18 protein-coding genes are annotated in these 25,278 nt (G+C 66.3%); 13 read left to right on the top strand and 5 right to left on the bottom strand.

What is annotated here, in order from left to right; genetic code table 11:
* The first annotated feature begins 292 nt into the window (after positions 1 to 292).
* From ACUYV6_RS09550 to ACUYV6_RS09520, 7 genes are all read left to right on the top strand, one after another.
* On the top strand, positions 293 to 1,531 hold the full coding sequence (locus ACUYV6_RS09550; protein WP_449278430.1) for an acyl-CoA dehydrogenase family protein: 1,239 nt from the start codon (positions 293 to 295) through the stop codon (positions 1,529 to 1,531).
* Positions 1,532 to 1,603: 72 nt separating this feature from the next.
* A complete protein-coding gene (locus ACUYV6_RS09545; RefSeq protein WP_449278429.1) occupies positions 1,604 to 3,169 on the top strand; it encodes an ABC transporter substrate-binding protein in 1,566 nt (521 codons plus the stop codon).
* An 86-nt stretch (positions 3,170 to 3,255) separates the two neighbouring features.
* The gene (locus ACUYV6_RS09540; RefSeq protein WP_449278428.1) at positions 3,256 to 4,236 is read left to right on the top strand and encodes an ABC transporter permease; all 981 of its coding nucleotides are present in this window, start codon (positions 3,256 to 3,258) and stop codon (positions 4,234 to 4,236) included.
* Entirely contained in the window at positions 4,233 to 5,159 is a 927-nt protein-coding gene (locus tag ACUYV6_RS09535; protein WP_449278427.1) for an ABC transporter permease, read from the top strand. Before ACUYV6_RS09540 ends, ACUYV6_RS09535 begins: the two co-directional genes overlap by 4 nt.
* A 46-nt stretch (positions 5,160 to 5,205) precedes the next feature.
* Positions 5,206 to 5,721, top strand: a complete 516-nt coding sequence (locus ACUYV6_RS09530; RefSeq protein ID WP_449278426.1) for a flavin reductase family protein — start codon at positions 5,206 to 5,208, stop codon at positions 5,719 to 5,721.
* Positions 5,722 to 5,755: 34 nt separating this feature from the next.
* On the top strand, positions 5,756 to 7,534 hold the full coding sequence (locus ACUYV6_RS09525) for a helix-turn-helix domain-containing protein (RefSeq protein WP_449278425.1): 1,779 nt from the start codon (positions 5,756 to 5,758) through the stop codon (positions 7,532 to 7,534).
* An 11-nt stretch (positions 7,535 to 7,545) separates the two neighbouring features.
* Positions 7,546 to 8,778 (top strand): MFS transporter, encoded by a 1,233-nt coding sequence (locus tag ACUYV6_RS09520; protein WP_449278424.1) that lies wholly within the window; start codon positions 7,546 to 7,548, stop codon positions 8,776 to 8,778.
* On the opposite strand, the gene ACUYV6_RS09515 is transcribed toward ACUYV6_RS09520, so the two are convergent.
* The 3 genes from ACUYV6_RS09515 to ACUYV6_RS09505 form a co-directional block, all read right to left on the bottom strand.
* Complete coding sequence (locus ACUYV6_RS09515; protein WP_449278423.1) at positions 8,768 to 10,288, bottom strand: MFS transporter; 1,521 nt, start codon at positions 10,286 to 10,288, stop codon at positions 8,768 to 8,770. The genes ACUYV6_RS09520 and ACUYV6_RS09515 overlap by 11 nt on opposite strands.
* Before the next feature lie 363 nt (positions 10,289 to 10,651).
* Complete coding sequence (locus ACUYV6_RS09510; RefSeq protein ID WP_449278422.1) at positions 10,652 to 11,887, bottom strand: D-alanyl-D-alanine carboxypeptidase family protein; 1,236 nt, start codon at positions 11,885 to 11,887, stop codon at positions 10,652 to 10,654.
* A 27-nt stretch (positions 11,888 to 11,914) separates the two neighbouring features.
* Complete coding sequence (locus ACUYV6_RS09505; RefSeq protein ID WP_449278421.1) at positions 11,915 to 13,258, bottom strand: MFS transporter; 1,344 nt, start codon at positions 13,256 to 13,258, stop codon at positions 11,915 to 11,917.
* 57 nt (positions 13,259 to 13,315) lie between these two features.
* Here ACUYV6_RS09505 and ACUYV6_RS09500 point away from each other — a divergent pair, with 57 nt between their 5' ends.
* The 3 genes from ACUYV6_RS09500 to gap all read left to right on the top strand — a co-directional run bounded on the left by ACUYV6_RS09500 (position 13,316) and on the right by gap (position 16,749).
* Positions 13,316 to 14,485, top strand: coding sequence for an acetyl-CoA C-acyltransferase (locus ACUYV6_RS09500; RefSeq protein ID WP_449278420.1), 1,170 nt, complete (start codon positions 13,316 to 13,318; stop codon positions 14,483 to 14,485).
* Positions 14,486 to 14,520: 35 nt separating this feature from the next.
* Complete coding sequence (locus ACUYV6_RS09495; protein WP_449278419.1) at positions 14,521 to 15,462, top strand: GlxA family transcriptional regulator; 942 nt, start codon at positions 14,521 to 14,523, stop codon at positions 15,460 to 15,462.
* Positions 15,463 to 15,750: 288 nt separating this feature from the next.
* The gene (gap, locus tag ACUYV6_RS09490) at positions 15,751 to 16,749 is read left to right on the top strand and encodes a type I glyceraldehyde-3-phosphate dehydrogenase (RefSeq protein WP_449278418.1); all 999 of its coding nucleotides are present in this window, start codon (positions 15,751 to 15,753) and stop codon (positions 16,747 to 16,749) included.
* Positions 16,750 to 16,812: 63 nt separating this feature from the next.
* Here the strand turns inward: gap and ACUYV6_RS09485 are convergent, their stop codons facing one another.
* Positions 16,813 to 17,604: an ABC transporter permease gene (locus ACUYV6_RS09485; protein ID WP_449278417.1), complete on the bottom strand. Its 792-nt coding sequence runs from the start codon at positions 17,602 to 17,604 to the stop codon at positions 16,813 to 16,815.
* Complete coding sequence (locus tag ACUYV6_RS09480) at positions 17,601 to 18,485, bottom strand: ATP-binding cassette domain-containing protein (protein ID WP_449278416.1); 885 nt, start codon at positions 18,483 to 18,485, stop codon at positions 17,601 to 17,603. Before ACUYV6_RS09480 ends, ACUYV6_RS09485 begins: the two co-directional genes overlap by 4 nt.
* 82 nt (positions 18,486 to 18,567) lie before the next feature.
* On the opposite strand from ACUYV6_RS09480, the gene ACUYV6_RS09475 reads away from it, so the two are divergent.
* The 3 genes from ACUYV6_RS09475 (at position 18,568) to ACUYV6_RS09465 (ending at position 25,204) form a co-directional block, all read left to right on the top strand.
* Positions 18,568 to 19,509, top strand: a complete 942-nt coding sequence (locus tag ACUYV6_RS09475) for a TetR/AcrR family transcriptional regulator (RefSeq protein ID WP_449278415.1) — start codon at positions 18,568 to 18,570, stop codon at positions 19,507 to 19,509.
* Between the two features lie 211 nt (positions 19,510 to 19,720).
* The gene (locus tag ACUYV6_RS09470) at positions 19,721 to 24,457 is read left to right on the top strand and encodes an NAD-glutamate dehydrogenase (protein WP_449278414.1); all 4,737 of its coding nucleotides are present in this window, start codon (positions 19,721 to 19,723) and stop codon (positions 24,455 to 24,457) included.
* A gap of 9 nt (positions 24,458 to 24,466) precedes the next feature.
* Positions 24,467 to 25,204, top strand: a complete 738-nt coding sequence (locus ACUYV6_RS09465; protein ID WP_449278413.1) for a TMEM175 family protein — start codon at positions 24,467 to 24,469, stop codon at positions 25,202 to 25,204.
* Positions 25,205 to 25,278 lie beyond the last annotated feature (74 nt).

The raw sequence follows: 25,278 nt of genomic DNA, 5'->3' as shown, positions 1-25,278 counted from the left end.
GCACACTCGAACACACCCATGGCGATGATTCGCCGAGCGGCGTCGGGTGCGCCCGGCGTCGCTTCCATGCGCCGTTTCGGCCGCTGAACAGCAGCCCGCGCACCTGCGCTACGCGCGCGGGATATTGGATCGGTAGAGTGTGTAAGTTGACACCGTCCGAGGTGAATCAGTGGGTTCTTGGCCATTACAGCGGGGAAGCCGGCGCACGTATCGTTGCCGCAGGCTCGACGGACGCGGCACGAAACAGGCAGGCATCCCGAGAGTGAACGACTCGAGGAAGAGAAGGATCGATATGCCCGCCGTGAAGGATTACCCCGCCACCTCGCTGCAGCGCCTCGCCCCGCAGATCGAGGCATCGCTCGAGCTCCGGGAGGAGTTCGCGAAGACCGCCGCCGAGGTCGATCGCGAGGGAGCGTACCCCGAGGAGAACATGCGGAAGATCGAGGCGTCTCCCGTCCACGAGCTACTCTTCCGGGAGAGCATCGGAGGTGCTTCGTCCGAGAACCCGGGAGAGGACACTCCCGCGATCATCCAGATACTCAAGAATCTTGGCGCGGGCGAGAGCTCGACCGCGCAGATCTGGTCATTCAACCGGGGCCAGACGCTCGGGCTCACCGGCCCGCAGTCCCCGCTCTCCGATGAGATCCGGGATCGGCTGCTCGGCGAGGTGCGAGAGAACGGTGTCCGCTTCTGCAGCCCCCAGGCAGAGCGCTACCACACGCGTCGCCGTTTCGACTTCCGCCTCGCCATCTCAGAAGCCGACGGCGGCGTGCTGGTGAACGGCGACAAGTACTTCGCGACGGGCTCGCCCGGAGCGAAGTACGGGCACTCGACCGGGCTCATGGAAGGCCACGAGTCGGTGTTCGAGGGTGGTGGGCACGACATCCTCTTCGATCTGCACGCGCCGGGCGTGACCTTGAGCGACGACTGGGACAACATGGGGCAGCGCGCGACCGGCAGCGGTGCTATCCACTTCGAGAACGTCTTCGTGCCGGATGGATGGCACTGGCCCACTGTCGACGGTTCCTTCAAGAGTCCGGACAACACCACGGGCATCTTCGCCCAGTTCGGGCTCACGTCTGTGATCCTCGGCATCGGAGCGGGGTGCATGGATGCGCTCGTCGCCCGCCTCGACGAGCGCCCGACCTTCCCCGGGGTCTACGACGACACCTCGACCCGCTATCAGATCGGGCGCCATCAGGCCCGTCTCGCTGCGGGCGAGGCATCGCTCATGCAGGCGGCCGACCTCGCCGTCGATTACATGCGTGCAGGCGCTCCGGCCGAGCAGCGGGCCGCGGTGTCCGTCGCCGGAAGCCAGGCGAAGGTCGCCATCGTGGAAGCAGTGCTCGATCTCGCGACCGACATGCAGAAGTTCCTCGGTGGACAGTCCACCTCGAATACGTTCCGCTTCGACCGATTCTGGCGCAACGCCCGCACGCTCTCCTTGCAGGACGTGATGGACGTGCGCGCTCAGTGGGTCGGGGCGTGGACGCTCAAGAAGGAGGCGCCGCCCATCAGCTGGGTGAGCTGACTCCTCCCGGGTCGCCTCGATGATGAGGCGACCTCTCCCAGAACCCCACCAATGAAGGTACGGAGAACAGAAATGAACACACAGGCAAAGGGAGTCCGCCGCATCGCGGCGGCGGTGCTCTCGGGGATCGCGGCGGCGGCGTTGCTCGTCGGATGCGGAATGAACGGCGGTGGCGCCGGGGGAGACGAGGCGCGAACCGAGCTGAAGGTCGGCATCGGCCAGCTCGCTCCGAGCGTCGACATCCAGGTGGATACGGCCTCCACGAGCCGTGCGGCTCTCACCCACGTGTACGACCGTCTCGTCGAGCCCGACTTCAAAGGCGGCTGGCTGCCGAGCATCGCGACGGAATGGGAGTTCAACGACGACATCACCGAGCTGACCTTCACGCTGCGCGACGACGTGACCTTCACGAACGGCGAGAAGCTCGACGCCGCCGCGGTGAAGTACTCGGTCGACCGCATCCTCGACCCCGACAACAAGGCGTACTCGCTCGGCGTGCTGAGCGCGGTGTACTCGGGTGCTGAGGTCATCGACGACACGCACGTTAAGCTCCTCGTCAAGAACCACGACGGGCTCGCGATGGCGGCGCTGGCGCAGCTCTACCTCGTGCCTCCGAAGCACTCGGAAGAGACCGGCATGGGCATGGGAGGCGAAGGCGTCGGCAGCGGGCCGATGATGATCGACTCCTTCGCCCCGAACGACCACATGACCCTCGTGCCGAATCCCGACTACTGGGGCGACAAGCCGGTCGAGAATCTCGAGAAGGTGACCTTCCTCAGTATTGAGGACGAGGCCGCGCGCAGTTCTGCCTTAGACACCGGCCGCGCCGACGTCGTCTTCCCCATGTCACCGGACATCTGGGAGGGGCTCGAGGACTCGCAGACGGCGAAGCCCGTCTCGGCGCTCATGGGCCAGTACCAGAACCTCTTCCTGGGTAAGCACGACCAAGACACTCCGCTCAAGGATGAGCGCGTCCGCCAGGCCGTGAACTACGCGATCGACAAGCAGCTGATCGTCGACAGCATCCTGCTCGGCACGACAGAGGTTCCGTCGCAGATGGTGCCCGAGGACTCGCCGCTCTACAACCCCGATCTGGAGCCGTGGCCCTACGATCCGGACAAGGCCAAGGAACTGCTGGCCGAGGCGGGGTACCCCGACGGCTTCTCGATCGACATGGAATCGACCACCGGCCGCACCCCCGGCGACCGCGAGGTGGCGACGGCGATCGTCGACATGCTCGGAGAGGTCGGCATCGAGGTGAACTGGACCCCGCTTCCTGCGACCGAATGGCTGCAGAAGTTCACCACGGGTACGGGAGCTCCGCTCTACATGCTGAATACCAGTGTCGAACCCTCGATGATGTCGGAGGCGCACTTCTCGCAGTGGACCTCGGACCACTTCTCCCACGTGATGGCCGATCCCGAGTTCGACGAGATGGTCGCGGACATGCGCTCGACCGTCGACGACGAGGAGCGGGCCGAGAAAGTGCAGGAGTTGTCCGCCGTCATGCTCGAGAAGCAGCCGCTCGCAATGCTCTATCAGGTCCCGATGCTCTACGGCGTCAAGCAGGACGTGCAGGGGTTCGAGGGACGACCCGATATGTCGTTCGACTTGACCGCGATTACGATCGGCGGCTGAGGACGACGGGGTGGATCGCGGCTGCGCAACCGGTCCGCGAGCCACCCCGCCGCCCCGGCATTCGACGAAGAATGTAGGAGGTAGTCGTGGGTTCTGTGACCCCGGTAAGGGATAGGCGGCGCGGATTCGGAGCGCCGCGCGTGCTCGTGGGGATCGCGCAGCGTCTCGCCCAGGCCCTGTTCGTGGTCCTCGGCGTCGTGGTCGTGGTGTTCCTGATCCAGCGCACCGTGTCCGATCCGATGACGCCGTATGTCAGCCCTGACATGTCGGCGGCCGAGGTCGATGCTCTCCGAGAGCAGCTCGGCTTCAACAGGCCGTTCATCGTGCAGTTCCTGGAGTTCCTCCGCGGAGTGGTCACCTTCGACTTCGGCAGCTCCCGCGTCTACGGTATGCCGGTGACCGAGGTCATCGCGAACGCCGTGCCGGTGACGTTCACGCTGGTGTTGATCGCGCTGGGCGTCGCCCTGCTGGTCGGCACCGCCGTCGGAATCCTGGCGGCCATCAAGCGCGGCAGCTGGATCGACTCGGCCGTGATGACCGTCTCGATGCTCGGGCAGGCGCTGCCGGCCTTCTGGCTCGGCGTGCTGCTGATCCTGCTGTTCTCCGTGACGCTGGGCATGCTCCCGTCGGGCGGATACGGCACCTGGGGCCACCTGATCCTGCCGGTCATCGCACTCGGCGCGAACAGCGCCAACCAGTTCGCCAGAGTCGTGCGCGCCGAGATGATTGAGGTCCTCGGCCGCGACTATATACGAACCGCATACGCGCAGGGAGTGCGCAGTTCGCGGGTCTTCTTCCGGCACGCGTTCCGCAACAGTCTGCTGCCGCTCATCACGGTGCTCGGGGTGCAGTTCAGCCTCATGATCGCCGGCACGGTGATTATCGAGACGGTGTTCTCGATCCCCGGTGTGAGCCGTCTGCTCTACCAGTCGATCGTGCAGGGCGACTACGCCGTAACTCAGGCCATCGCGATCTACGCGGCCGTGCTCGTGACCTTGGTAAACCTGCTGGTCGACCTCAGCTATTCCTGGCTCGACCCCCGCATCACGTTCGGAGAGAAGAAATGAGCGATCACCCCAGAACCGGCGCGGTATCGCGTCCGAAGACGGAAATGTTGTCGACCGTCGGGGCGCGACGCAGGCCCGCGACCGGCGGCTGGTGGAGGTCGTTCCGCCGCAGCCGCCAGGCCATCACGGGTGCGATCTGCATCGTCGTGGTCCTCGGGTTCGCCTTCCTCGGCCCCCTCTCCTCACCCGATCCCATGGAACAGGACCTAGGTCTGCGCCTCGCCCCGCCCGCGTGGAGCGGCGGCACGGTCGAGCATCTCTTCGGCACCGACTCCGTGGGCCGGGACGTCCTGGCCAGGTTGGCGGGCGGGATCCAGAACTCGCTGTGGATCGTGCTCGTCGCGATGCTCGCCTCGATCGTGATCGGCACGGTTATCGGTCTACTCTCGGGATACTTCGGGGGCTGGTTCGACGTCGTAGTGATGCGCATCGCTGACATCCAGCTCGCGTTCCCCGAGATCCTGCTGATCCTGCTGGTCGTCGCCACGCTCGGACCCGGCACGAACACGTTGATCCTGGTACTCGCGCTCACCGGATGGGTGGTCTATGCGCGCGTCGTGCGGTCACAGGCGATGTCGCTCAAGCAGAAGGAGTTCATCGAGGCCTCCAAAGTGCTGGGCACGAAGAACTCCCGCACGATCGTGCGGCACGTGCTTCCGAACCTGACTGCGCAGATCACCGTGATCGCGAGCTTTTCCACCGCGAACATCGTGCTGATCGAGGCGGCGCTGAGCTTCCTTGGGCTTGGCGTGCCGCCGCCGGCGCCGAGCCTGGGCAGCATGATCGCGGAAGGCCAGGCGTATCTCGTGGCGAACCCGTGGCTGTGCATCATCCCGGGTGCGGCGATCTTCGTGATCGTCGTGGGCATCAACCTCGTGGCCGATTGGCTCCGTGGCCACCTCAACCCGAGCGCCGCACGATGACCGGGAGCTCCGCAGAAACCCGAACGCAAGGAAGGAAGGGCCGAGCATGAGCCAGCAACCGCACTCGGCGGTGAACCCAAACGATCTCCGGGGGGCGATGTCGCGTCTCGTGACGGGCGTCGTGCTCGCCACCGCGCGCACCGAAGAGGGGCCGGTCGGTATGACGATCAACTCCTTCACCTCGATCACCCTCGACCCGGCGACCGTGCTGATCTGCCTGAACACGCGCAATCGCGGCTATGAGGCCATCAAGGAGTCCGGGGCTTACTGCGTCAACATCCTGGGGGGATCGCACGGCAAGATCGCGCAGCTCTTCGCGACCCCGGGGCTGTCCCAGGAAGCGCGGTTCAGCCGCGTCGAGTGGGAACCCAAGGTCACGGGGGCGCCGGTCGTCGCCGGTGCCGCCGCCTGGATGGACTGCCGGGTGGTCGATGTGCAGCACATGGGCACGCATGGACTCTTCTTCGGCGAGGTGGTCGCAGCCGGACAGGACGAGCTCGACGAGACGCCACTCGCCTACTACCAACGAGACATGTACCCGCTCGCCGGCCCCCGCCCGTAGATCTCCGAGAACAGAAGAAGAGAGTACTCACGCCATGACTGACACGGCCCCACCCACCAGCTCCGAGGATTTCGCCATCGACAGCCTGCTCCTCATTGCGGAGACCGCGCTCGGAACGGATACGTTCCGACCGCCGCAAGAGACGCTGAACCACATCTGCGACTTCGTCAACGACGCGCTCGGCTGCAGCGGCGTGGTGATCCGGGTGCGCTCGAACGCCGATCAGCTCGCGGTCGGCGGCCACAGCGAGGAGCTCCCCGACGACTTCGACGAGTCGCAGGGGCTCGGAGACGAGACCTTCTCCCAGTACCTCCCCGGGCAGAGGAACCCCAGCGTGGAGGTGTTCAGCTCCGGGCAGCCCCGTCGCGTGCGGACGGCGGACTTCGGAAAGGAGACGCTCGCCAGGCAGCGTCTAGACCGCATGGGCGCGGTCTCCATGTACTACGCGCCGATCATGCGCGAAGGAGTCGCGGTCGGCGTGCTCAACTGCTACTGGCCGACCGATCACGAGGTCACTGACAGTGAGGCCGAGACGGTCCGCCTCATGGCCCGCCTCGCCTCGGTAAGTCTCGCGACCGCGACGATCGCCGACAACGGGGAACGACTGCGACAGGGGCTGGAGGACGTGCATCACCGGCTGCAGGAGGACAACTCGCAGCTGCGCAACATCCACATGGCACAGTCGCGGATGATCAGCTTGCTCGCCGATCAATCCGCGCTCACCGTCGAGCAGACCGCGCGCCTGCTCTCGTCCGCGCTGAAGCGCTCGGTGCTCGTGTGCGGGGCCGGCGGCGAGGAGCTCGCGATCGAGGCCGACCGGGCCCACCTCGACACGTTGCGCTCCGCGGCGCAGGAGCACTCGCCCGTGAAGCTGGGGGTCTCCGCACTTCCCCACGGGGCCGACTACTCGATCGTGCGCATCGACGGGGGATCGGCCGGTCGACCCGCCGGCCTCATCGTGCTCGCTCCGGGTATCGGCGCCGACGAGGACTTCAATCTCGTCGTCGCGAAGCAGGCGGCGCTCGTGATCGGGGCCCACATCCAGGCGCGCTCGGCGAACAGCGCGATGACCAACCACGCCCTTCCCCTGGCCCTGCTTGCGATGAGCCGCGGGCTGCTCAGCACGTCGCAGCTGAAGGAGATGCGCGCGCTGCTGGAACTGCCGATGGATACCAGACTCGGCCTCGTGCTCGTGAGCACTCCCACGCCGGAGGCCGCGTTCCGCCTGAGCCGCCGCACGGGTGTCTTCTCGGCCGCCGGCTGGCACGTCGTCACGGCCGTGGCGGACGACGCCGATGTGCTCGTGCTGCTGCGCGGAGAACTCCCGAGCCGCGAGAACGCCGATGCGATCCTCGGCCGCCTGCAGGAGGTGGGCTGCGTGGGGGTCAGCTCCCTCGTCGACGGTCTCGAGCATCTGGGGGATGGTCTCTCGCAGGCCCGCCTCGCCGTAGGGATCGCGGCGAGCAGCAATTCCGTCGCCTACTACGACGACTTCGGATCGTTCGTCGACGTCACCGGGGGCATGTCCCTCGAGCAGATCCGCGACTTCGTGGCTCAGACACTTGGGGCGGTCGAGGAGTACGATGCGCGACGCAACGCCGAGCTGCTGAAGACGCTGAAGACCTACGTCGAGAACAACGGGCAGGCGCCCGAGGCCGCGTCGGCCCTGTCGGTGCACGTCAATACCCTGCACAAGCGGCTCGCGCGCATCGAGGAGCTCTCCGGTTCAAACCTCCGTTCGTACCGGGACCTGACTCGGGTGATGCTCGCGCTCGACCTCATGCCGGTCGTATCCGGTCAGACCGCGGCCTAGGAGGAGCGGGAATGGAAGAGGGAGGGGGCTCAGCCGCCGCGACGGGGAGGATGCGCGCGTGGATTGTCACTGCCGTGGTCCTGGTGCAGACGTCGCAATCGCTTGCGATGGTCGGGATCTCGCTATTCCTCCCCCTCATCCGTTCCGACCTCGGGATCAGCTACGGGCAGGCCGGTCTGCTCGCCGTCGCGACGACGGCGAGCTACGCCCTCATGCAGATCCCCGCCGGGTACCTCTCCGATCGCTTCGGTGCGAAACGCGTATATCTCGTCGGTGCGATCGGCGTGAACCTGCTCGCCTTCAGCTTCTCGATCCTCCCGACCTTCCACTGGCTCATCGCGAATCAGGCGGTGTCCGGCGTTTTCCGTTCCCTCATGTTCGCGTCAGGCATGCTCCTCGTGACGCGGCAGTTCCCGAGTGATCGAAGGGCGACGGCGATGGGGCTCTTCGTAGCCCTCGGCTTCTCCTCGAACGTCTTCCTCAACATCTTCGGCCCTCTGCTGGTCGACGACCTCGGGTGGCGGACACTATTCATGATCTTCTCCGGTCTGGGCCTCCTGTTCGTCGTCTTCTACGTGCTCCTGCCCGATCGCGATGCGCCGCGATCGGAACTGCGGGGTAGCCGTGTGCGCGACCTGCTCGAGATCATGCGGGGTCGCGTGCTGTGGCTCTGCGGAGGCATCCAATTCGTGCGCCTCGCGGTGACGATGGCGACGATGGCGTGGTGGCCGACCTATCTGGTCGTGGAGAAGGGTTTTGACCTCACGACGGCGGGGCTGGTCCTCGCTGCCGGGGCCGCTCTCACGGCCCCGGCGAACATCTGCGGCGGTTACGTCTCCGATCGATTCAATAGACCGCTCACCGTCATCGTCGTTTCTCTGCTCGTGATCTCCGGAACATTCGTCGGCATCATCGCGGTGCACGACCTGGCCCCGCTCGTGGTGCTCATCGCTATCAACCAGTTCTTCCTGCAGATCTACTTCGGGCCGCTCTTCGAGATCCCCGTGCGCGTGCTCGGCTCCCGGTTCGCGGGAAGCATCAACGGCTTCTCGAACATGTTCGCCAACATCGGTGCGCTGTTCGCGACCTTCGCCATGGGGTGGTTCAAAGACCTGTTCGGTTCGTTCACCATCGGACTGCTGATGCTCATCGGGTTGTGCGGCGTATCGCTGGTGCTTACCGCGCTGCTCCGGAGGGAGCTCCGTGGCGAGGCGATGGAGCCCGTATCGCCCGTCACATCCTGACGATGTGCAACGGCATGGTGGAGGTATCGATATCAGGGTTCGTCTCCTGTGAGACAACGAGATCGATGGCCTCCTCACGCGTCTCGACGACCGGTACCGACCCGAGGAGAGGCCGGTGCGCCGACTCGCGCATCTTCCAGATTGCGAACAGTGCGACCACGGAGAAGAACATCACATAGAGCGCGGGGGCGTACGCGAAGCCGGTGCCGTTCAGCAGCATCTGACTGAACAGCGGCGTCGTGCCGCCGAACGCTGAGATCGCGACGTTGTGCGTGAAGCCGACGCATCCGTAGCGTGACGCGGTCGGGAAGAGTTCGGACATCACGGCACCGGTGTTGGCAAGGAACATCGCGCTCGGCACGGAGAGCATGAACAGCACGAGGTACAGCGACCAGGTGGTGCCGGTCTGCGCGAGTGCGAACGCCGGAATCAACAGGATGATGTTCCCGATCGCTCCCATGTAATAGATCGGCTTGCGGCCGATCTTGTCGCCCCAGGCACCGAAGATCGGGATCAGGACGGCCTGCAAGACCAGCACTACGACTGCGGCGAGTGCGGTCTGCGAGGCGTGCACGCCCGTCTCGATCTCGATATAGGTCGGCATATAACTGGTCAGCATGTATGACGCCGACCCGTCGGCGGCGATCAGAGCGATACCGATCAGGATCACCGGCCAGTAGCGCTTCAGGATTCCACCGAGGCCGTGGCGCTCGAACATCGGATTGAGATTCTTGCCGGCGTGCGCTTCGACGTCTTCGACGAGCTCAAAGGCGGGCGACTCGGGGATGCGGCTGCGGAACCAGATCGCCAGCAGGCCCAAGGGCAGCGCGATGAGGAATGGGATCCTCCAGGCGCCGTCGATCATCGCGTTCTCGCCCCAGAGTGACGTGGAGAAGGACGTCGTGAGTGCGACCATGCCGGCGCCGGCTGCGAAGCCGAGCATTGATCCCGAGTTCAGGAGGCCGGTCATGAAGCCGCGGCGCTTGTCGGGTGAGAACTCGGCGATGTAGGTGGCGGCGCCTGAGTATTCACCGCCGGTCGAGAAGCCCTGCGCCATCTTCAGCAGGTACAGCGGGATGATGACCCACAGGCCGACGGTTTCAGCCGACGGCAGGCAGCCGATCAGCGTGGTCGCCGCGGCCATCAGGGCGATCGTGAAGAACAGTACCCGGCGACGGCCGATCTTGTCCCCCAGCGGGCCGAGGATCATACCGCCGAGCGGGCGCACGATGAACGACACCGCGAAGCCGAGCAGGGTGACCACAAGGCCCATGCCCTGGTCGAGGCCGGCGGTGAACACCGCCGTCATCGTCACGGCGAGGTAGCCGTAGACGCCGATGTCGTACCACTCGATGAAGTTGCCGACACCGGCGCCGATCTGCGCCATGTTCAGCTGCTTCTTGTCGGCGATGATGATGTCGTCGACTTCGAGTCGACGATTCGTCGGCGCCTCCTTCGGGCGAGGGGGAGCCAGGCGCTTATGAACGATGGGATTTTCTTCAGCTGACATCATTGTCTGCTTTCTGTGTGAAACAAAGGAGTGCAAGAGCTGAGGCATCGCGGAATCTCGGGTGGCATGCTGCACGCTGGATTCCCGCATGCCTCGCCGTGGGAAGGGACGCTTGTGGCGGCGAGGCGGGGTCGCGGATAGCGACGGGAGCACGGGATCGCTTCTGGCGAACTAGGGGGTAGGGGGTAGGGGAGGGGTAGGGATAGGGGCCTCTGCAGACGGCCACCGGGAATGGAGCTTACAGGTGACAGTTAGTGAGGTCGACCGAAATTCTTGCGCTTCTTTTGCGGATTACCGGCAGGAATCGGTGGAGAGTCCCGTGCGCGCCGACTTGCGACGCCCCAGCCAAAGGTGTCAATCCGCTTATCGTGGTTCGGGATCAGCCCACCCGAGCACGATCGCAGGATGCGTCACACGCCACCACAGATCGGGTTCGGCGATCGCCGCTTCGGTGACGATGTCGATGCCGTAGGTGCCTTCGGGTGTTGTGACGTTCACCGAACCGGCCTGCGTGCCTGCGGGGGACTCGGAGAGTCGATCCGACACCTCGACGACGCGCTCGGCTGTCTCACCCGGACGCAGCACTGCCGATGCGCCGGCGTCAGCGGCAACCGCGACCTGGGCGCCGTCCCAGACGGTCACCGTGCCGATGCGTTCGGAGTCGTCGATGAGCTCGACCTCCTCGACGGACTGCTCCGCCCCGGCCAGCAGGGCGCGCGCATCCGACGCTCGGGCCATCTCGTCTGCGCGGCTCATCACGACTGCGATGCTGGTGAGCGGGCGATCCTCAACCGTCTGCTCTCGTGCGGCAACCAGGTTGTAGCCGCTCGCGAACAGCGTGCCGGTCTTCAAGCCGATGATGCCCGGCTCGCCGAGGAGGGGATTGGTGCTCTCGATCAGGCCGATGCCGGGGATATCGGCCTGCTGCTCGGCAACGATCTCGGAGATGACCGGATGCTCCAGGGCGAGTCGCGCGATCTCGATCATGTCGGCAGGCGCAGCCACGTTGCCGGAGGAGAGACCGCTCGGCTCGACGATGCGGAGCGTCGTGAGCTCATGCGCCTCGGCCCAGTCGGCTGCGGCCGTGACGAACGCCTCTTCAGAGCCGAACGTCCACTCGGCGTATGAGATCGCGTAGTTGTTCGACGAGGGCAGCAGCATGAGCTCGAGCATCTGACGTGCGGTGAGCTGCAGGCCTTCCGGAGTATCGTGCACGATGCCGTCCTGGCGCAGCACCTCGGCGCGCAGCCCGGCATCGTTGGCCCCGACCGTGTAGCTCGGCCCATCCGTGCCCGCCTTGAACGGCTTGTGCTCGAGAGACACCAGCGCAGTGACGAGCTTCGTCAGGCTTGCGATCGGCACGGCCTCTTCGGAGTTGGCCCACGGCTCTCCGCCGTCGAGCCACCCCAGTGCCGTAGGCGTGGAATACGCCGAGACGAGCTCCTGCCCACCCTCGGAAGCGACCGAGAACTCTTGCGCATCGGCTACATCGAGAGCGACCTGAAGCCCCGGGAGCGGCGTGAGCCCGCAGACTGCGACGTACCCGCCGCCGAGGAGCACGAGAGCTGCGGTGCCCGCCGCGATCCTCCGTCTGTTCACCATTCCAGCCTAGCCGCGAGGTTCGAGCTAGCCGCGAGGTTCGAGCACGAACCGTTTGCGGCCCACCGAAATGCCGAGCGCCGCCTGCCCCACCGCGATCACGAAGAAGATCAGGAACGGGGTCGTCCAGCCGCCCGTGATCTCGTAGAGCGCGCCGAAGCCCACTGGGCCGAGCGCGCCGACGAGGTACCCGACGGACTGCGACATACCAGAGAGCGCCGTGGCGCCCTCGGCAGTGCGTGCCCGTGCCGCCATGAGCATGAGACTCGCGCTCAGTGAGGCTCCGCACGCGATTCCGCAGACCGGCAGCCACACGAAGATCAACGACGGCACGAACGCGATGCCCATCGCCGTGGCTCCGACGGTGAACGGGATCAGCATCGGTGCCCACCGGTCGATACGCCCGCGGAAGAGCAGTGGGCTCAGCATCGACCCGATCACTCCTGCCACCTGCAGCAGCATGACATCGAGCCCGGCCGCGACGTGACTCATGCCGCGTGAGATCTGCAACGGACTCAGCCAGGTGACGAGCATGTAGAACAGCACCGACTGAGCGGCCATGTAGAGCGCAACCTGCCAGGCGAGACCATCCCCCCAGATTCTGCGACCGGTGCCGGCGTTGCGCCCTGCGCCGCCGCCGCGCCTCGTGCCGCGGTTTCGCCCGGTGCGCGTAGCCGCGTTCACCGCGGGGACGGCCGGCTCGAACGGGGCCCCGATACCGAGCGGCTCCGTCGCTTCGTGATCCGGACCCGCATCGCCTCGCCGAGCATCGGTGCCGCGCGTCGCCCACACCCAGATGACAAGCGCAGGCGGAATCAGCACTCCCGTGGCGAGCAGCGCCACCCGCCAGCCGAGCTCCCCCGAACCCGGGTCGAAGTGCGCGATCGGCACCACGAGCCCCGATGCTACGGAGCCGGTACCTCCGAGCAGTGCACTGTAGATGCCCATTACGAGGGCGAGGCGGGTCGGAAACTCGCGCTTGATCACGGCAGGCAGCAGCACATTCGCGAAGGCAAGCGCGACGCCGGTGAGGGCGGTGCCCGCCCAGAGCCCGATCGGGGAGCCGGGCAGGGAACGCCAGACCGTACCCGCGATCAGCAGCACGAGCGACCACGACACCGTGCGCGTCATGCCGAAGCGCTGACTCACCCCGTGCGCGAACGGCGAGACGATTCCCCAGGCGATCAGCGGCAGCGAGGCGAGCATGCCGAGCGTCGCCGGACGGACGCCGCGATCGGCGGCGATGTCGTCGAGCAGCGGCCCGATACCCATGATGGTCATGCGCATGTTCGCGGCAACGAGGCATACCGCGATGAACATGAGTACCCAAGGACGCGCCGGGGGAGTCGTACGGGCAGCGGAATTGGTCACACTGCGGAGCCTATCGCGCGGTAGCGTGGATCTTGCATCCGTATGGAAGGAGCCCCCATGACCGCCCTGATCGCCGGTTACGCACGCACCCCCTTCACCCGCTTCACCGGGCAGCTCGCAGGGCAACCAGCGACAGCGCTCGGAGCGCACGCGGTCAAGGCGGCTCTCGAACGAGCGGGCATCGCCGCAGACGCGGTCGATGCCGTGGTCGCCGGTCAGGTGCTGCAGGGCGGCGCGGGTCAGAATCCGGCGCGGCAGACCGCAGTGGGGGCGGGGATCGGCCTCAATGCGCCGGCGATCACGCTCAACGCGGTGTGCCTCTCGGGGGCCGAGGCGGTGAGCCAGGCTGCTCGACTGATTCGGGCGGGCGAAGCCGATGTTGTCGTCGCTGTCGGGCAGGAGTCGATGTCGCTCGCGCCTCATGTCGCGCACCTGCGCGCGGGGGTGAAATATGGCGGATCGCAGTTCGTCGACACCGTCGAACATGATGGGCTGAGCGACGCGTTCGAACAGGCCGCCATGGGGTCGCTTACCGAGACGGGCAATGGGAAGCTCGGGATCTCGCGGGAGGAGCAGGATGCGATCGCCGCACGGTCCCACCGACTGGCTGCCGAGTCCGCAGAGTTTCTCGGCGGCGAGATCGCGCCCTTCACGGTGACGTCGCGACGCGGCGACACGGTCGTATCCGCCGATGACGGTGTGCGCCCCGAGACGAGTGAGGAATCGCTTGCAGGCTTGCGGCCGGCCTTTGCGAAGGACGGCACGATCACGGCGGGGAATGCTTCGCAGATCACCGACGGAGCCGCCGCGCTCGTTCTCGTGAGCGCTGCCGCGGCCGAGCGCCTCGGTGTGCAGCCGATCGCAGCGATCGAGGCGACCGCGCTCGTCGCAGGCCCCGACCTGCATCTTCACTCGCAGCCCGCGCGGGCCATCACGGCGGCGCTTGCGAAGCTCGATGCGTCTGCCTCGGACCTCGCAGCCGTAGAGATCAACGAGGCGTTCGCCTCGGTCGCGGTGCAGTCGACGCGCGAACTCGGCATCGACCCCGAGATCGTGAACGTCCACGGCGGCGCCATCGCGTTGGGGCACCCCATCGGGGCCTCGGGCGCCCGTATCGTCGGCACGCTCGCCCGCACCCTCGCCGCCGCCGGGAGCGGCACGCTCGGCGCCGTCGGCATCTGCGGCGGTGGCGGCCAGGGCAGCGCCCTGGTGCTGCGAGCAGTGTAGAGCTTGGGGCTATATGACGGTGTGAGGACGCACCCTTGAGACGCGTCGCGGTGGTCGTGCTCGAGGGGGCGAAGCCCCTGGATGTCGGGATCCCGGTTCAGGTCTTCACCACTCGGCAGAGCATGCCCTACTCCGTACAGGTGTGCGGGGTGCGTGCGGGCATGGTTTCCGGTGCCGATGGGCTCTCGTACCAGGTCGACAGCGGCTTGGAGGCCGTCGCCGAAGCCGACCTCGTCTTCATCCCCGGCTACCTGAACCCCGCGGCTGAGACGCCGCCGCAAGCACTCATCGACGCGCTCCGAGCTGCCCACGAGCGCGAGGCCAAGTTGGCGGCGATCTCGACCGGGGCGTTCGCGCTCGCCGCAACCGGTCTGCTCGACGGGCACCGGGCGACCACGCATTGGCATTACACCCAAGCATTCGCGGAGCGGTTCCCCCTCGTCGAGGTCAACGAGGGGGTGCTCTTCGTCGACGAGGGGCAGCTGCTGACCTCGGCAGGGGCCGCCTCAGGGATCGATCTCTGCCTGCACATCCTGCGTGATGAACTCGGCGTCGGCCCGGCGAACCACGCGGCAAGGCGGCTCGTTGCCGCGCCCTATCGCAGCGGTGGGCAGGCCCAGTACGTGCAGCGCAGCGTGCCGTCGACCACGGGGGAGCGGCTCACGGGAACCCGGCAGTGGGCGCTGCACCATCTCAACGAGCACCTGACTGTGGCGCGGCTCGCAGCGCATGCGAAGGTCTCGGAACGGACGTTCGCCCGGGTGTTCCACGCAGAAACCGGGTATTCGCCCATGCGCTGGGTCATGCGGGCCAGGGTCGACCTCGCTCGCGAGCTACTCGAAAGCGGTACGCGGAGCATTGACGAGATCGCGGGTCTCGTCGGCTTGGGTACTGCAGCGAACCTCCGCCTGCACTTCCGCAACGTGCTGGGCACGACGCCCACACAGTACCGGCGCACATTCTCTGCCGAGCTCTGATCGGCCGGAGGGACAGCCGAGCTCTGATCGGCCGGAGGGACAGCCGAGCTCTGATCGGCCGCGTGCACCGAGATAGGCACCAGCGGGCCTTTGGCAGGATCCTTTCGAACATCGGCATTTCAGCCACTCGAAGTCCGTCGTGCACCCGGCCAGAATCGGAGTCAGGCGGACGCGTGAGCGCGGTTTCGGTTGAGGACCACAGGTTCGGCGCAGTCCGCGCATCACACAAGCGAGACACATCACGCAGATGCAACACGCAGTGCATCTGCTTCGAGGGGAATAAGGAACATGGCTCAGCGAATCGCGATCAACGGCTTCGGACGCATCGGCAGGGCGGTGCTGCGCGTGCTCGTGCAGCAGAGCCGCGACCTCGAAGTCGTGGCGATCAACGATCTCGCGGATGCGGAGGTGCTCGCGCATCTCTACAACCACGACTCCGTCTACGGCGCACCGGCTGAGGCGGCCCGCGTGGAGGGCGACGACCTCGTCGTCGGAACGCAGCGTGCGCGGTTTCTCGCACAGCCCGATCCAACGCAACTGCCGTGGAAGGACTTGGGCGTCGATGTCGTCGTAGAAGCGACCGGTCGGTTCACCGCGGCGGATCAAGCCCGTGCTCATCTCGACGCCGGTGCCGCTCGCGTGCTGGTGAGCGCGCCGTCGTCGGGCGCCGACCTGACCGTTGTGCGCGGGGTGAATGAGGATCGCTTCGATCCTGATCTCCATCGCATCGTCTCGAACGGGTCATGCACTACGAACGCGCTCGCCCCGCTTGCGCGGGTGCTGCACGATGCCGCCGGTATCGAGCAGGGCTTCGTCACGACGGTGCACGCGTATACGCAGGATCAGAACCTGGTCGACGCGCCGCATCGCGACCTGCGTCGTGCCCGTGCCGCCGGCCTCAACATGGTGCCGACCTCGACCGGCGCTGCCAAAGCCATCGGCCTCGTGCTCCCCGAGCTCGAGGGTCGGCTGAGCGGTGACGCGATCCGTGTGCCGGTTCCGGTCGGGTCCATCGTCGAGTTGAACGCCTCGCTCGAGCGCGACACCTCGGTCGACGAGTTGCTCGCCGCGTACCGCGAGGCCGCGGAAGGTCGCATGGCTGGCGTGCTCGAATTCTCCGAGGAACCACTCGTGTCGAGTGACATCGTCGGACGCTCGGCCTCCTCGATCTTCGATGCCGGTCTGCTGCGCGTCGAGGGCCGGCGAGCCAAGGCGGTGGCCTGGTACGACAACGAGTGGGGCTTCTCGAACCGAATCGTTGATGTGCTCGATATCCTCGCAAGGTAACGCTCGCCTCCCAGCCAGCCGCTGGCCGGCGTGGCGACCGGTCTGACCGCCGACCGGCCCGGCCTACCGCCGCCCGGCGTGGCGACGAAAGAGCCAGGCGCCCCATGCTGTGGCGACCACCAGAATCGCGAGGCACCAGGCGAGGGCGATCCAGGGGTGCGCGTCGAGCGGAGACCCCATGAGCAGTCCGCGGATCGTCTCGATGATCGGGGTAACGGGCTGGTGTTCTGCAATCGGTTGCAACCATCGAGGCATCGTCGACACCGGCACGAATGCGCTGGAGAGGTAGGGGAGGAAGAGGAGAATGAAGCCGTATCCGTTCGCTGCTTCGGGGCTTCCTGAGGCCAACCCGATCGCGGCGAACAGGTAGGTGATCGCCAGGATGTAGAGAGCGACGAGTGCCAGGGCGGCGAGCCAAGCGAGGGGTGAAGCTGTCGGGCGAAAGCCCAGTGCAAGTGCGACGCCGATGACGACTCCCGTCGCGAGGAGGTTGCGCACCAGGCTCGCGACGACGTGGCCGGTGAGTACGGCACCGGAGCGGAGCGGCATCGTCCGGAAGCGGTCGATGATGCCGGTCTTCATATCATTCGCCACGTAGACGGCGGTCGACGATGCTCCGAAGCCCGCGCACAGCAGAATGATGCCGGGCACGATGTAGTCGACATAGCCACCCGCTGGGTCGAGTGCGCCGCCGAAGACGAAGGTGAACAGCAGCATGAGCATGACGGGCAGTGTGATCGCCATGAGTAGCGATTCGCCATCACGCAGGGAATGCCTCAGACTGCGTGACACGAAGACGCGCTCGGCGATGAGGCCGCCGATGCGGGGGCGGAGCGAGGGAGTCATCTCAGTCATGCCGCCACCGCCTCGGCATCGCTGTCAGTCAGGGAGAGGAAGACGTCGTCCAGCGTGGGGCGACGCAGCGACACGATGCCATCGCCGGCGAGGGGTGTGTCGAGCGCTGCCTTCACGCCGGTGACGGTGCCGTCGACGTGTGCTTCGTGCAGAAGGGCTCCCTGCTCATCGTGAACTTCGAGCACATCGGATCCGGTCGCGGCTTTGAGTTCCGCCGGGCTGCCGAGGGCGACGATCCGGCCGTCGTGCAGCACGGCGATCCGGTCGGCCAGCTGGTCCGCCTCTTCGAGGTACTGGGTTGTGAGGAAGACGGTCACGCCCGAATCGGCGAGCCCGCGGATGGTCTCCCAGAGCTGCCGACGGCTGCGGGTGTCCAGCCCGGTTGTCGGTTCGTCGAGGAACAGTATCTCCGGGGTGACGACGAAGCTGAGCGCGAGGTCGAGGCGTCGGCGCATGCCGCCCGAGTACGTCGCGACCCTGCGCGATGCGGCCTGGACGAGATCGAAGCGTTCGAGCAGGTTCGCCGCCCGCTTCCGTGCGTCACGCGATGAGAGGCCGGAGAGTCGACTCAGCATCACGAGGTTCTCCAGCCCCGTGAGACCGTCGTCGACCGCGGCGGATTGGCCGGTCAGGCTGATGCGTCGTCTGGTCTCTTTCGGGTCGCGCACGACGTCGGTGCCCATGACGTGTGCCGTTCCAGCGTCGGGTACGACGAGGGTGGTGAGCACCCCGATCGTCGTAGTCTTGCCGGCTCCGTTCGGCCCGAGGAGCGCGAATACCTCGCCGCGTGACACGGTGAGGTCTAGCCGTTCGAGCACGACTCGACGCCCGAACGACTTGCGCACACCTCGCAGGGCGATGGCTGGTTGAGGTTCGATCATGGGATTCCCTTTCTGTGTATGAGTAAAACTGTTTATGACAGTAACATACTGTTTATGCCATAGACAGTCTTAGACTGTTGAAATGACTGATGCCGCCGACCTCGATCTCCCCCGCGGTATTGCGCTCGCCTGGGGTGTGGCCGCCGATCCCCAGCGCGGCCCCAAACGTGAAATGAGCGTCGAACGGATCGTCGAGGCGGCGGTCGAGATCGCGGATGCCGAGGGTCTCGTCGCCGTCTCGATGTCGGCCGTCGCCGCCAAGCTCGGATACACGCCGATGTCGCTGTACCGCTACGTGAGCGCGAAGGATGATCTGATTCTGCTGATGCAGGAGGAAGCGACCGGTATCCCTCCCGAGGCCATGGCCGAAGGGACCTGGCGGGATCGCCTGCGCGCGCTGTACCGGGCGCAGTTGCAGACCTACCTGCAACACCCGTGGGCACTCGACATCCCCATCAGCGGCGCACCGATCACGCCCGGCAGCGCCGCGTGGATGGATGCGGGGCTGAGCTCCCTCGAAGAGACCCCATTGACGTACGACGAACGATTGTCGGTCATGCTGCTCGTCACGGGCCAGGCCCGGTGGGCCGGCATGGTGATGGCCGGGTATGCGCGAACCGAGCGCGCACTCGACCTCAGTGACACCGACATCGCCCGGCAGGAGGACGCGCTCTACCGCCGACTCGTCACGGCCGACGCCTACCCCGCGCTGCGCGCCGCCATCGACTCGGGCGTGTTCCTTGACGACGGCGATCCTTTCGCGTTCGGGCTCGAGCGCAGCCTCGATGGAGTGGCCGCCTATATCGAGAGCGTCGAGACCAAGGGGCGAGAGGCGAGCGATGCGCGCGAGGAAGCTGCCGCGTGGCCGCGGGTCGAGGACGCCGATATTTCAGAGGACAAGCGCTACCGCGAAGCGCGCAAGGCGGTGCGCGACGCGGAGAAGGCCCTCCGCGAGGCGCGTAAGCGCGAGCGTCAGACCGCCCGAGAGGCCCGAGAGAAACTCGCGCGCCGTCAAGGGGGATGACAGCGATAGGCAGTCGGGAGTAGACCGTACTGACTCCCGACGGTTCGGCGACGGTTGACTGAAATGCCCCGCCCATGGGAATGTAACCGGGGCTATGCTGGGGTTGGATTACCGGCAATGACCTTGCGACCGATGATTTCGGCCAGACGGGACAAAGAAGTTGAGCAGTGGCGATACCCCATTAGCATCCGTCCATGAAGCCCTTGAGGCGGTGAACCCCGAGCTCCGCCAAGGCCTCGAACGGCTCATCCGAGAGCTCGATTCCGAGGAGCTCGCCGAGCGCGAGCCGCGCGATGTCGTCGGTGCCGTGCTGTCGATGCGCGAACTCGGCGATCGCCGCGAGCAACGCGACACACTCGTCCGCGTCTTCACGCCCACGCTCAAGGAGCACGGCTGGACTTCGCGCCGCACCATCGTCGACATCTGCACGCACGATTCCCCCTTCCTGGTCGACTCGGTGGCCGCCGCGATCGCGCGGCACGGGCTCTCCGTCTACCTGCTCATGCACCCGGTTGTGTCGGTGCGGCGCGACGATGAGGGCGGGCTGCTCGAACTCGGTGCGCACGGAGGCCATCTCGAATCCTGGATTCATATCGAGGTGGATCGGGTGCCGACGGAAGAGGAGCGCAAGGAACTGGAGGATCGGCTGCAGAGCGTCATCGGCGACGTGCACGCGGCGGTCGACGATTGGCGCGCCATGCGTCGTGCCTGCCTCGACATCATCACCGATCTCCGTACCGAGGCCCCGGAGTCGGTCGACCCCGAGAGCGTGCGCCCGACCTACGAGTTCTTGAGCTGGCTCGCGGAAGACAACTTCACGTTCCTCGGGTACCGCGAGCACGTGCTCGAGACCGATGAGAACGGCGAGGAGGTGCTGCGGCCCCTGCCGCACACGGGCCTCGGCATTCTGCGCAAGCCGACGACGACTGCGGCGCGCCTCACCCCGGAAGCGCAGCGGACGGCTCGCGATCCGATCCTGCTGAGCGTTACGAAGGCGAACTCGCGCGCCACCGTGCACCGCGACGTCTACCTCGACTACATCGGGCTGCGCACCTTCGACGATGAGGGCAACGTCACCGGAGAACGTCGCTTCCTCGGCATGTTCACCTCGGCCGCATATGCCTCGCCCGTGCTCACGCTCCCGATCATCGGCGACAAGATTCGGGCGGTGCTCGAGCGTTCCGGCTACGCGGCCACCTCGCACTCGGGCAAAGACCTGCTGCAGATTCTTGAGCAGTACCCGCGTGACGAACTCTTCCAAGACACGGCGGAGCACCTGTACGAGGTCGCGACCGAGGCGAGCCGCCTGCGCGAGCGCCGCCGGTCCCGCATCTTCCTACGTCGAGATGAGTTCGGTCGCTTCGTCTCCGCGCTCGCCTACCTGCCTCGTGACCGGTACAACACGACGGTGCGCCTGCGCATTCAGGAGCTCCTGCGAGAGACCTTCGGTGCCGAGCAGGTGGATCACGCGACGCGCGTGGGGGATTCTCCGCTCGCGCAGTTGCACTTCGTCGTGCGCATGCCGAAGGGCGTACAGGTGCCGGATGTCTCGGCTGCGGAGCTCCAGCCTCGCTTCGAGGCCGCGATCCGTGGCTGGGAGGAAAGCCTCGTCGACGCGCTCCACCAGAAGCACAATGAAGAGGAGGCCGCCGAGCTGCTCGGCCGCTACGCCGCTGCGTTCTCCGGCGCCTACAAGGAGAGCATCACACCCGAGGACGCCGTCGGAGACATCGCGCTGCTCGAGCAACTGCGGCTCGGCTGCAACTTCGCGGTGCACCTCTACGAGCCCGAGAAGCACGACAAGGGCAAGCGCTACCTGACCGTCGCGTCGCGCGAAGAGTACCCGTTGACGCGCATGCTGCCCGTGCTCACCGACCTCGGCGTCGACGTCGTCGATGAGCGGCCCTACGAAGTGACGCTCGCCGACGGCACCACGTTCTTCCTCTCCGACTTCGGGCTCACAGCTCCTGACATCAAGGCATGGCGCGACCCCTCGTGGCGGCAGGAGTTCGAGGATGCCTTCGTCGCGGTGTGGACCGGCGCCGCGGAGAGCGATGGTCTCAACGCGCTCGTACTGCTCGGCGGTCTCGATTGGCGACGCATCGTGATCCTGCGTGCCATCGCCATGTACTTGCGCCAGACCGGTGCGGCGTTCTCCGTCCCGTACATCGAACGTGCGCTCGTCGCCAATTCAGAGATCGCGGCGAAGCTGGTGCGACTGTTCGAGATTCGCTTCGACCCTGACGAGTCTGGCGACCGCGATGCGCTCACGGAGCAGCTCACCGCGTCGCTTGGCGAAGATCTCGACCGGGTGTCGAGTCTTGATGAGGATCGGATCCTGCGCTCGTTCATCGGTGTGATCGAGGCGACCTGGCGTACCAATTTCTACCAGCGCGATGCGAGTGGCGAGCCGAAGCCGTGGGTGTCGATGAAGCTCGACTGCCCGCGCGTTCCGGGGTTGCCGAAGCCGCATCCGATGGCCGAGATCTGGGTGTATTCTCCCCAGGTCGAGGGCGTGCATCTGCGATTCGGGCAGGTCGCTCGGGGCGGCCTCCGGTGGAGCGACCGCCGCGAGGACTTCCGCACCGAGGTGCTCGGTCTCGTGAAGGCGCAGATGGTGAAGAACGCCGTGATCGTGCCGACAGGCTCGAAGGGCGGCTTCTACGCGAAGCGGCTGCCGGCTCCGACTGATCGGGCTGCATGGGTCGAAGCGGGCAAGGATGCGTACCGTACGTTCATCCGCGGTCTGCTCGACATCACCGATAACCGCTCGGGTACCGAGGTGCTGCCGCCCGAGCGCGTGGTGCGCCACGATGGTGACGACCCCTATCTCGTGGTCGCGGCCGACAAAGGCACGGCGTCGTTCTCGGACACGGCGAACGCGATCTCCGAGGAGTACGGCTTCTGGCTCGCCGACGCCTTCGCGTCGGGTGGATCGGCCGGCTACGACCACAAGGGGATGGGCATCACCGCCCGCGGTGCGTGGGAGTCGGTCAAGCGGCACTTCCGCGAGATGGGTCATGACACGCAGACCGAAGACTTCACGGTTGTGGGCGTGGGCGACATGTCTGGCGACGTGTTCGGTAACGGCATGCTGCGATCCGAGCACATCAGGCTCGTTGCGGCGTTCGACCACCGGCACGTCTTCGTCGACCCCGAGCCCGATGCGGCCTCGACCTTCGTCGAGCGACAGCGACTCTTCGACCTCCCCGGCTCGTCGTGGGACGACTTCGATCGATCTCTTATCTCCGAGGGCGGCGGGGTCTTCCCGCTGAGCGCGAAGTCCATTCCGGTGAGCCCGCAGATGGCGGAGGCGCTCGGCCTCGACCCGTCGGTCGGGTCGATCACCCCGGTCGAGCTGAAGCGGGCCGTGCTGCTCGCGCCCGTCGACCTGCTCTGGAACGGCGGCATCGGCACCTACATCAAGGGCAGTGCCGAGACCAATGCCGAGATCGGCGACCGCGGCAACGACGCGATTCGTGTGAACGGCGACGAGCTGCGGGTGCGGGTCGTCGGCGAGGGCGGCAACCTCGGGGCGAGCCAGTGGGGTCGTATCGAGGCCGCGAAGGCGGGGGTCAGGATCAACACCGACGCCATCGACAACTCGGCCGGTGTCGGTACTTCCGATCGCGAGGTCAACATCAAGATCTTGCTCGGCGCTGTCGAGCGCGACGGTCGTCTCGACCGGGAGGAGCGCAATGAGCTGCTGCGCTCCATGACCGACGAGGTTGCGAAGCAGGTGTTGCGCGACAACTACGAGCAGAATGTGCTGCTCGGCAACTCGCGTGAGAGTGCGGCTGCGATGCTCCCCTCGCATGAGCGACTCATCGAGTGGCTTGAGGATCGCGATGAGCTCGACCGCGAGCTCGAGTTCCTCCCGACGCAGTCGGAGGTGCAGCAGCGCATCGCCGAAGACAAGGGCCTCACTCGACCGGAGTTCGCGGTGCTCGTCGCATACTCGAAGCTGGCGTTGAAGGCCGACCTCGCAGCGTCGGATCTGGCCGACGATCCCTGGTTCGCGAGGACGCTGGCCGAGTACTTTCCGGAGCCGATCCGCGAAGCCTACGGCGACGACCTCGAGTCGCATCCGCTGCGTAAGGAGATCATCGTCAACTCGGTGGTCAACTCGATGGTGAACCGCGGCGGCATCACCTTCGCGTACCGTGCGGAAGACGAGACGGGTGCCACGAGCGAGCAGATCGCTCGAGCCTATGTGGTGGTGCGTGAGATCTTCGACCTCGCCGGTTTCGTGCGCGAGGTCGAAGCGACCGACAACGTCGTATCTACTGCGGTGCAGACCGATCTCTATCTGCGCTTCCGGCGGGTGCTCGACCGGGCGACCCGCTGGTTCGTGCAGCACCGGCCGGAGGGCATCGACATCGGTGCCGAGATCGCGCGCTTCTCGGAGTCGGTCGCTTCGCTGGCGGAGCGCCTCGAGAGCTTGATGCGGGGCGACGACCTGCAGGGCTTCGAGCAGCGTGCCGCTCAGCACGAGGAGGCCGGCGTGCCGGCGCAGCTGGCGCGTCGGGGTGCGGGCATGCTGAGTTCGCTCGCGCTCCTCGACATCGTGGAGCAGGCGCGCGTGCACGACTGGGACCTCGACGAGGTCGCTGGAGTCTACTTCGCGATGTCGTCGCGGATGCGCTTCGACGAACTGCTCGTTCGCGTCACCCAGCTCTCGCAGGACGACCGCTGGGGCGCCATGGCGAGAGCCGCCATGCGCGACGACCTGTACGCCGTGATGAGTGCGCTCGTCGCGTCGGCGATCGCGCAGACGGGCTCCGATGCGGGAAGCCCCGAGGAGCGAGTCGAGGAGTGGCTCGCGCAGGGCGGCCCTGCGGCCGAACGCGCGCTTGACGAAGCACTCGCCGCCGCCCGTGCCGGCGCAGATACCGGCCTCGCGACGCTCTCGGTGGCGCAGCGGCGCCTGCGTTCCCTCGTGCGGTAGGCGGGCACCATGGTGCGGACGGTGACGACGCACAGCTTCTTCGGACGTGAGGGGGCCGAGTTCGGGCGCGGGCTCGGCTTCCTCGATGCGATCTACGGCTTCGCCATCACGCTGCTGGTGGCGAATATCGACCTGCCGCCGTCTGATGCGTGGCGCGACGCGTCCGCGTTGCTCGACAGCGGGATCGGCACGCAACTGCTCGGGTTTCTCATCAGTTTTGTCGTGATTGCGCTCTTCTGGCGGAACAACACCGCGCTGCTCGCCGGGTTTCGCGGCATCGATGGTGCGGTCATCGCCGCCAACTTGGTGCTCGCCTGCCTGATCGTCTTGATCCCGTTCACGACCCAGGCGATCAGCGATCCTCAGATCTCCGACTATCCGCTGGCGACGGCGCTCTACGCGCTCAATGTCGCACTGGCGATCGCCGCGCACGGCGCGGTTCGCGAGATCGGGTGGCGGCGCGGTCTGCTGCCACAGCTTTCGGCTGCGCGGGGTGTCTGGGCGAGCCGCATTGATCTGCTGGCGCAGATCGGAGTGTTCGCCGTGTCGATTCCTGTGGCCTTTCTCGCGGCGGCGGAGTGGGGCCAGCTGTGCTGGGCGCTGCTGATTCCGGTCGGCCTCGTGACCGGGCGGTGGAGTGAACGCGTCGCCTCGGAGGACGATCACCTGCCAGGGGCTCGGACCGCGGCAAGTGCTCCGACAGAGAGCATCCGACCGGATACTGCCACGGGACCGATCGATCCCTAGCGAATTTCGCACCTCTCGGATAAACTTGAGTCACATCAACTCAAGTTTGAGTTCGGCACCGTGATCCCGGTCAA

This window comes from Leucobacter sp. GX24907, from assembly GCF_053567335.1.
The sequence above is the reverse complement of the archived record's forward strand: the minus strand, read 5'-3'. Positions and strand labels throughout refer to the sequence as shown.

Excerpts from the sequence above, each read along its gene's own strand:
- ACUYV6_RS09480 (WP_449278416.1), bottom strand. The coding sequence starts at position 18,485 with ATGATCGAACCTCAACCAGCCATCGCCCTGCGAGGTGTGCGCAAGTCG.
- ACUYV6_RS09515 (WP_449278423.1), bottom strand. The coding sequence starts at position 10,288 with ATGTCAGCTGAAGAAAATCCCATCGTTCATAAGCGCCTGGCTCCCCCT.
- gap (WP_449278418.1), top strand. The coding sequence starts at position 15,751 with ATGGCTCAGCGAATCGCGATCAACGGCTTCGGACGCATCGGCAGGGCG.
- ACUYV6_RS09485 (WP_449278417.1), bottom strand. The coding sequence starts at position 17,604 with ATGACTGAGATGACTCCCTCGCTCCGCCCCCGCATCGGCGGCCTCATC.
- ACUYV6_RS09520 (WP_449278424.1), top strand. The coding sequence starts at position 7,546 with ATGGAAGAGGGAGGGGGCTCAGCCGCCGCGACGGGGAGGATGCGCGCG.
- ACUYV6_RS09550 (WP_449278430.1), top strand. The coding sequence starts at position 293 with ATGCCCGCCGTGAAGGATTACCCCGCCACCTCGCTGCAGCGCCTCGCC.
- ACUYV6_RS09500 (WP_449278420.1), top strand. The coding sequence starts at position 13,316 with ATGACCGCCCTGATCGCCGGTTACGCACGCACCCCCTTCACCCGCTTC.
- ACUYV6_RS09465 (WP_449278413.1), top strand. The coding sequence starts at position 24,467 with ATGGTGCGGACGGTGACGACGCACAGCTTCTTCGGACGTGAGGGGGCC.
- ACUYV6_RS09525 (WP_449278425.1), top strand. The coding sequence starts at position 5,756 with ATGACTGACACGGCCCCACCCACCAGCTCCGAGGATTTCGCCATCGAC.
- ACUYV6_RS09530 (WP_449278426.1), top strand. The coding sequence starts at position 5,206 with ATGAGCCAGCAACCGCACTCGGCGGTGAACCCAAACGATCTCCGGGGG.
- ACUYV6_RS09475 (WP_449278415.1), top strand. The coding sequence starts at position 18,568 with ATGACTGATGCCGCCGACCTCGATCTCCCCCGCGGTATTGCGCTCGCC.
- ACUYV6_RS09545 (WP_449278429.1), top strand. The coding sequence starts at position 1,604 with ATGAACACACAGGCAAAGGGAGTCCGCCGCATCGCGGCGGCGGTGCTC.
- ACUYV6_RS09535 (WP_449278427.1), top strand. The coding sequence starts at position 4,233 with ATGAGCGATCACCCCAGAACCGGCGCGGTATCGCGTCCGAAGACGGAA.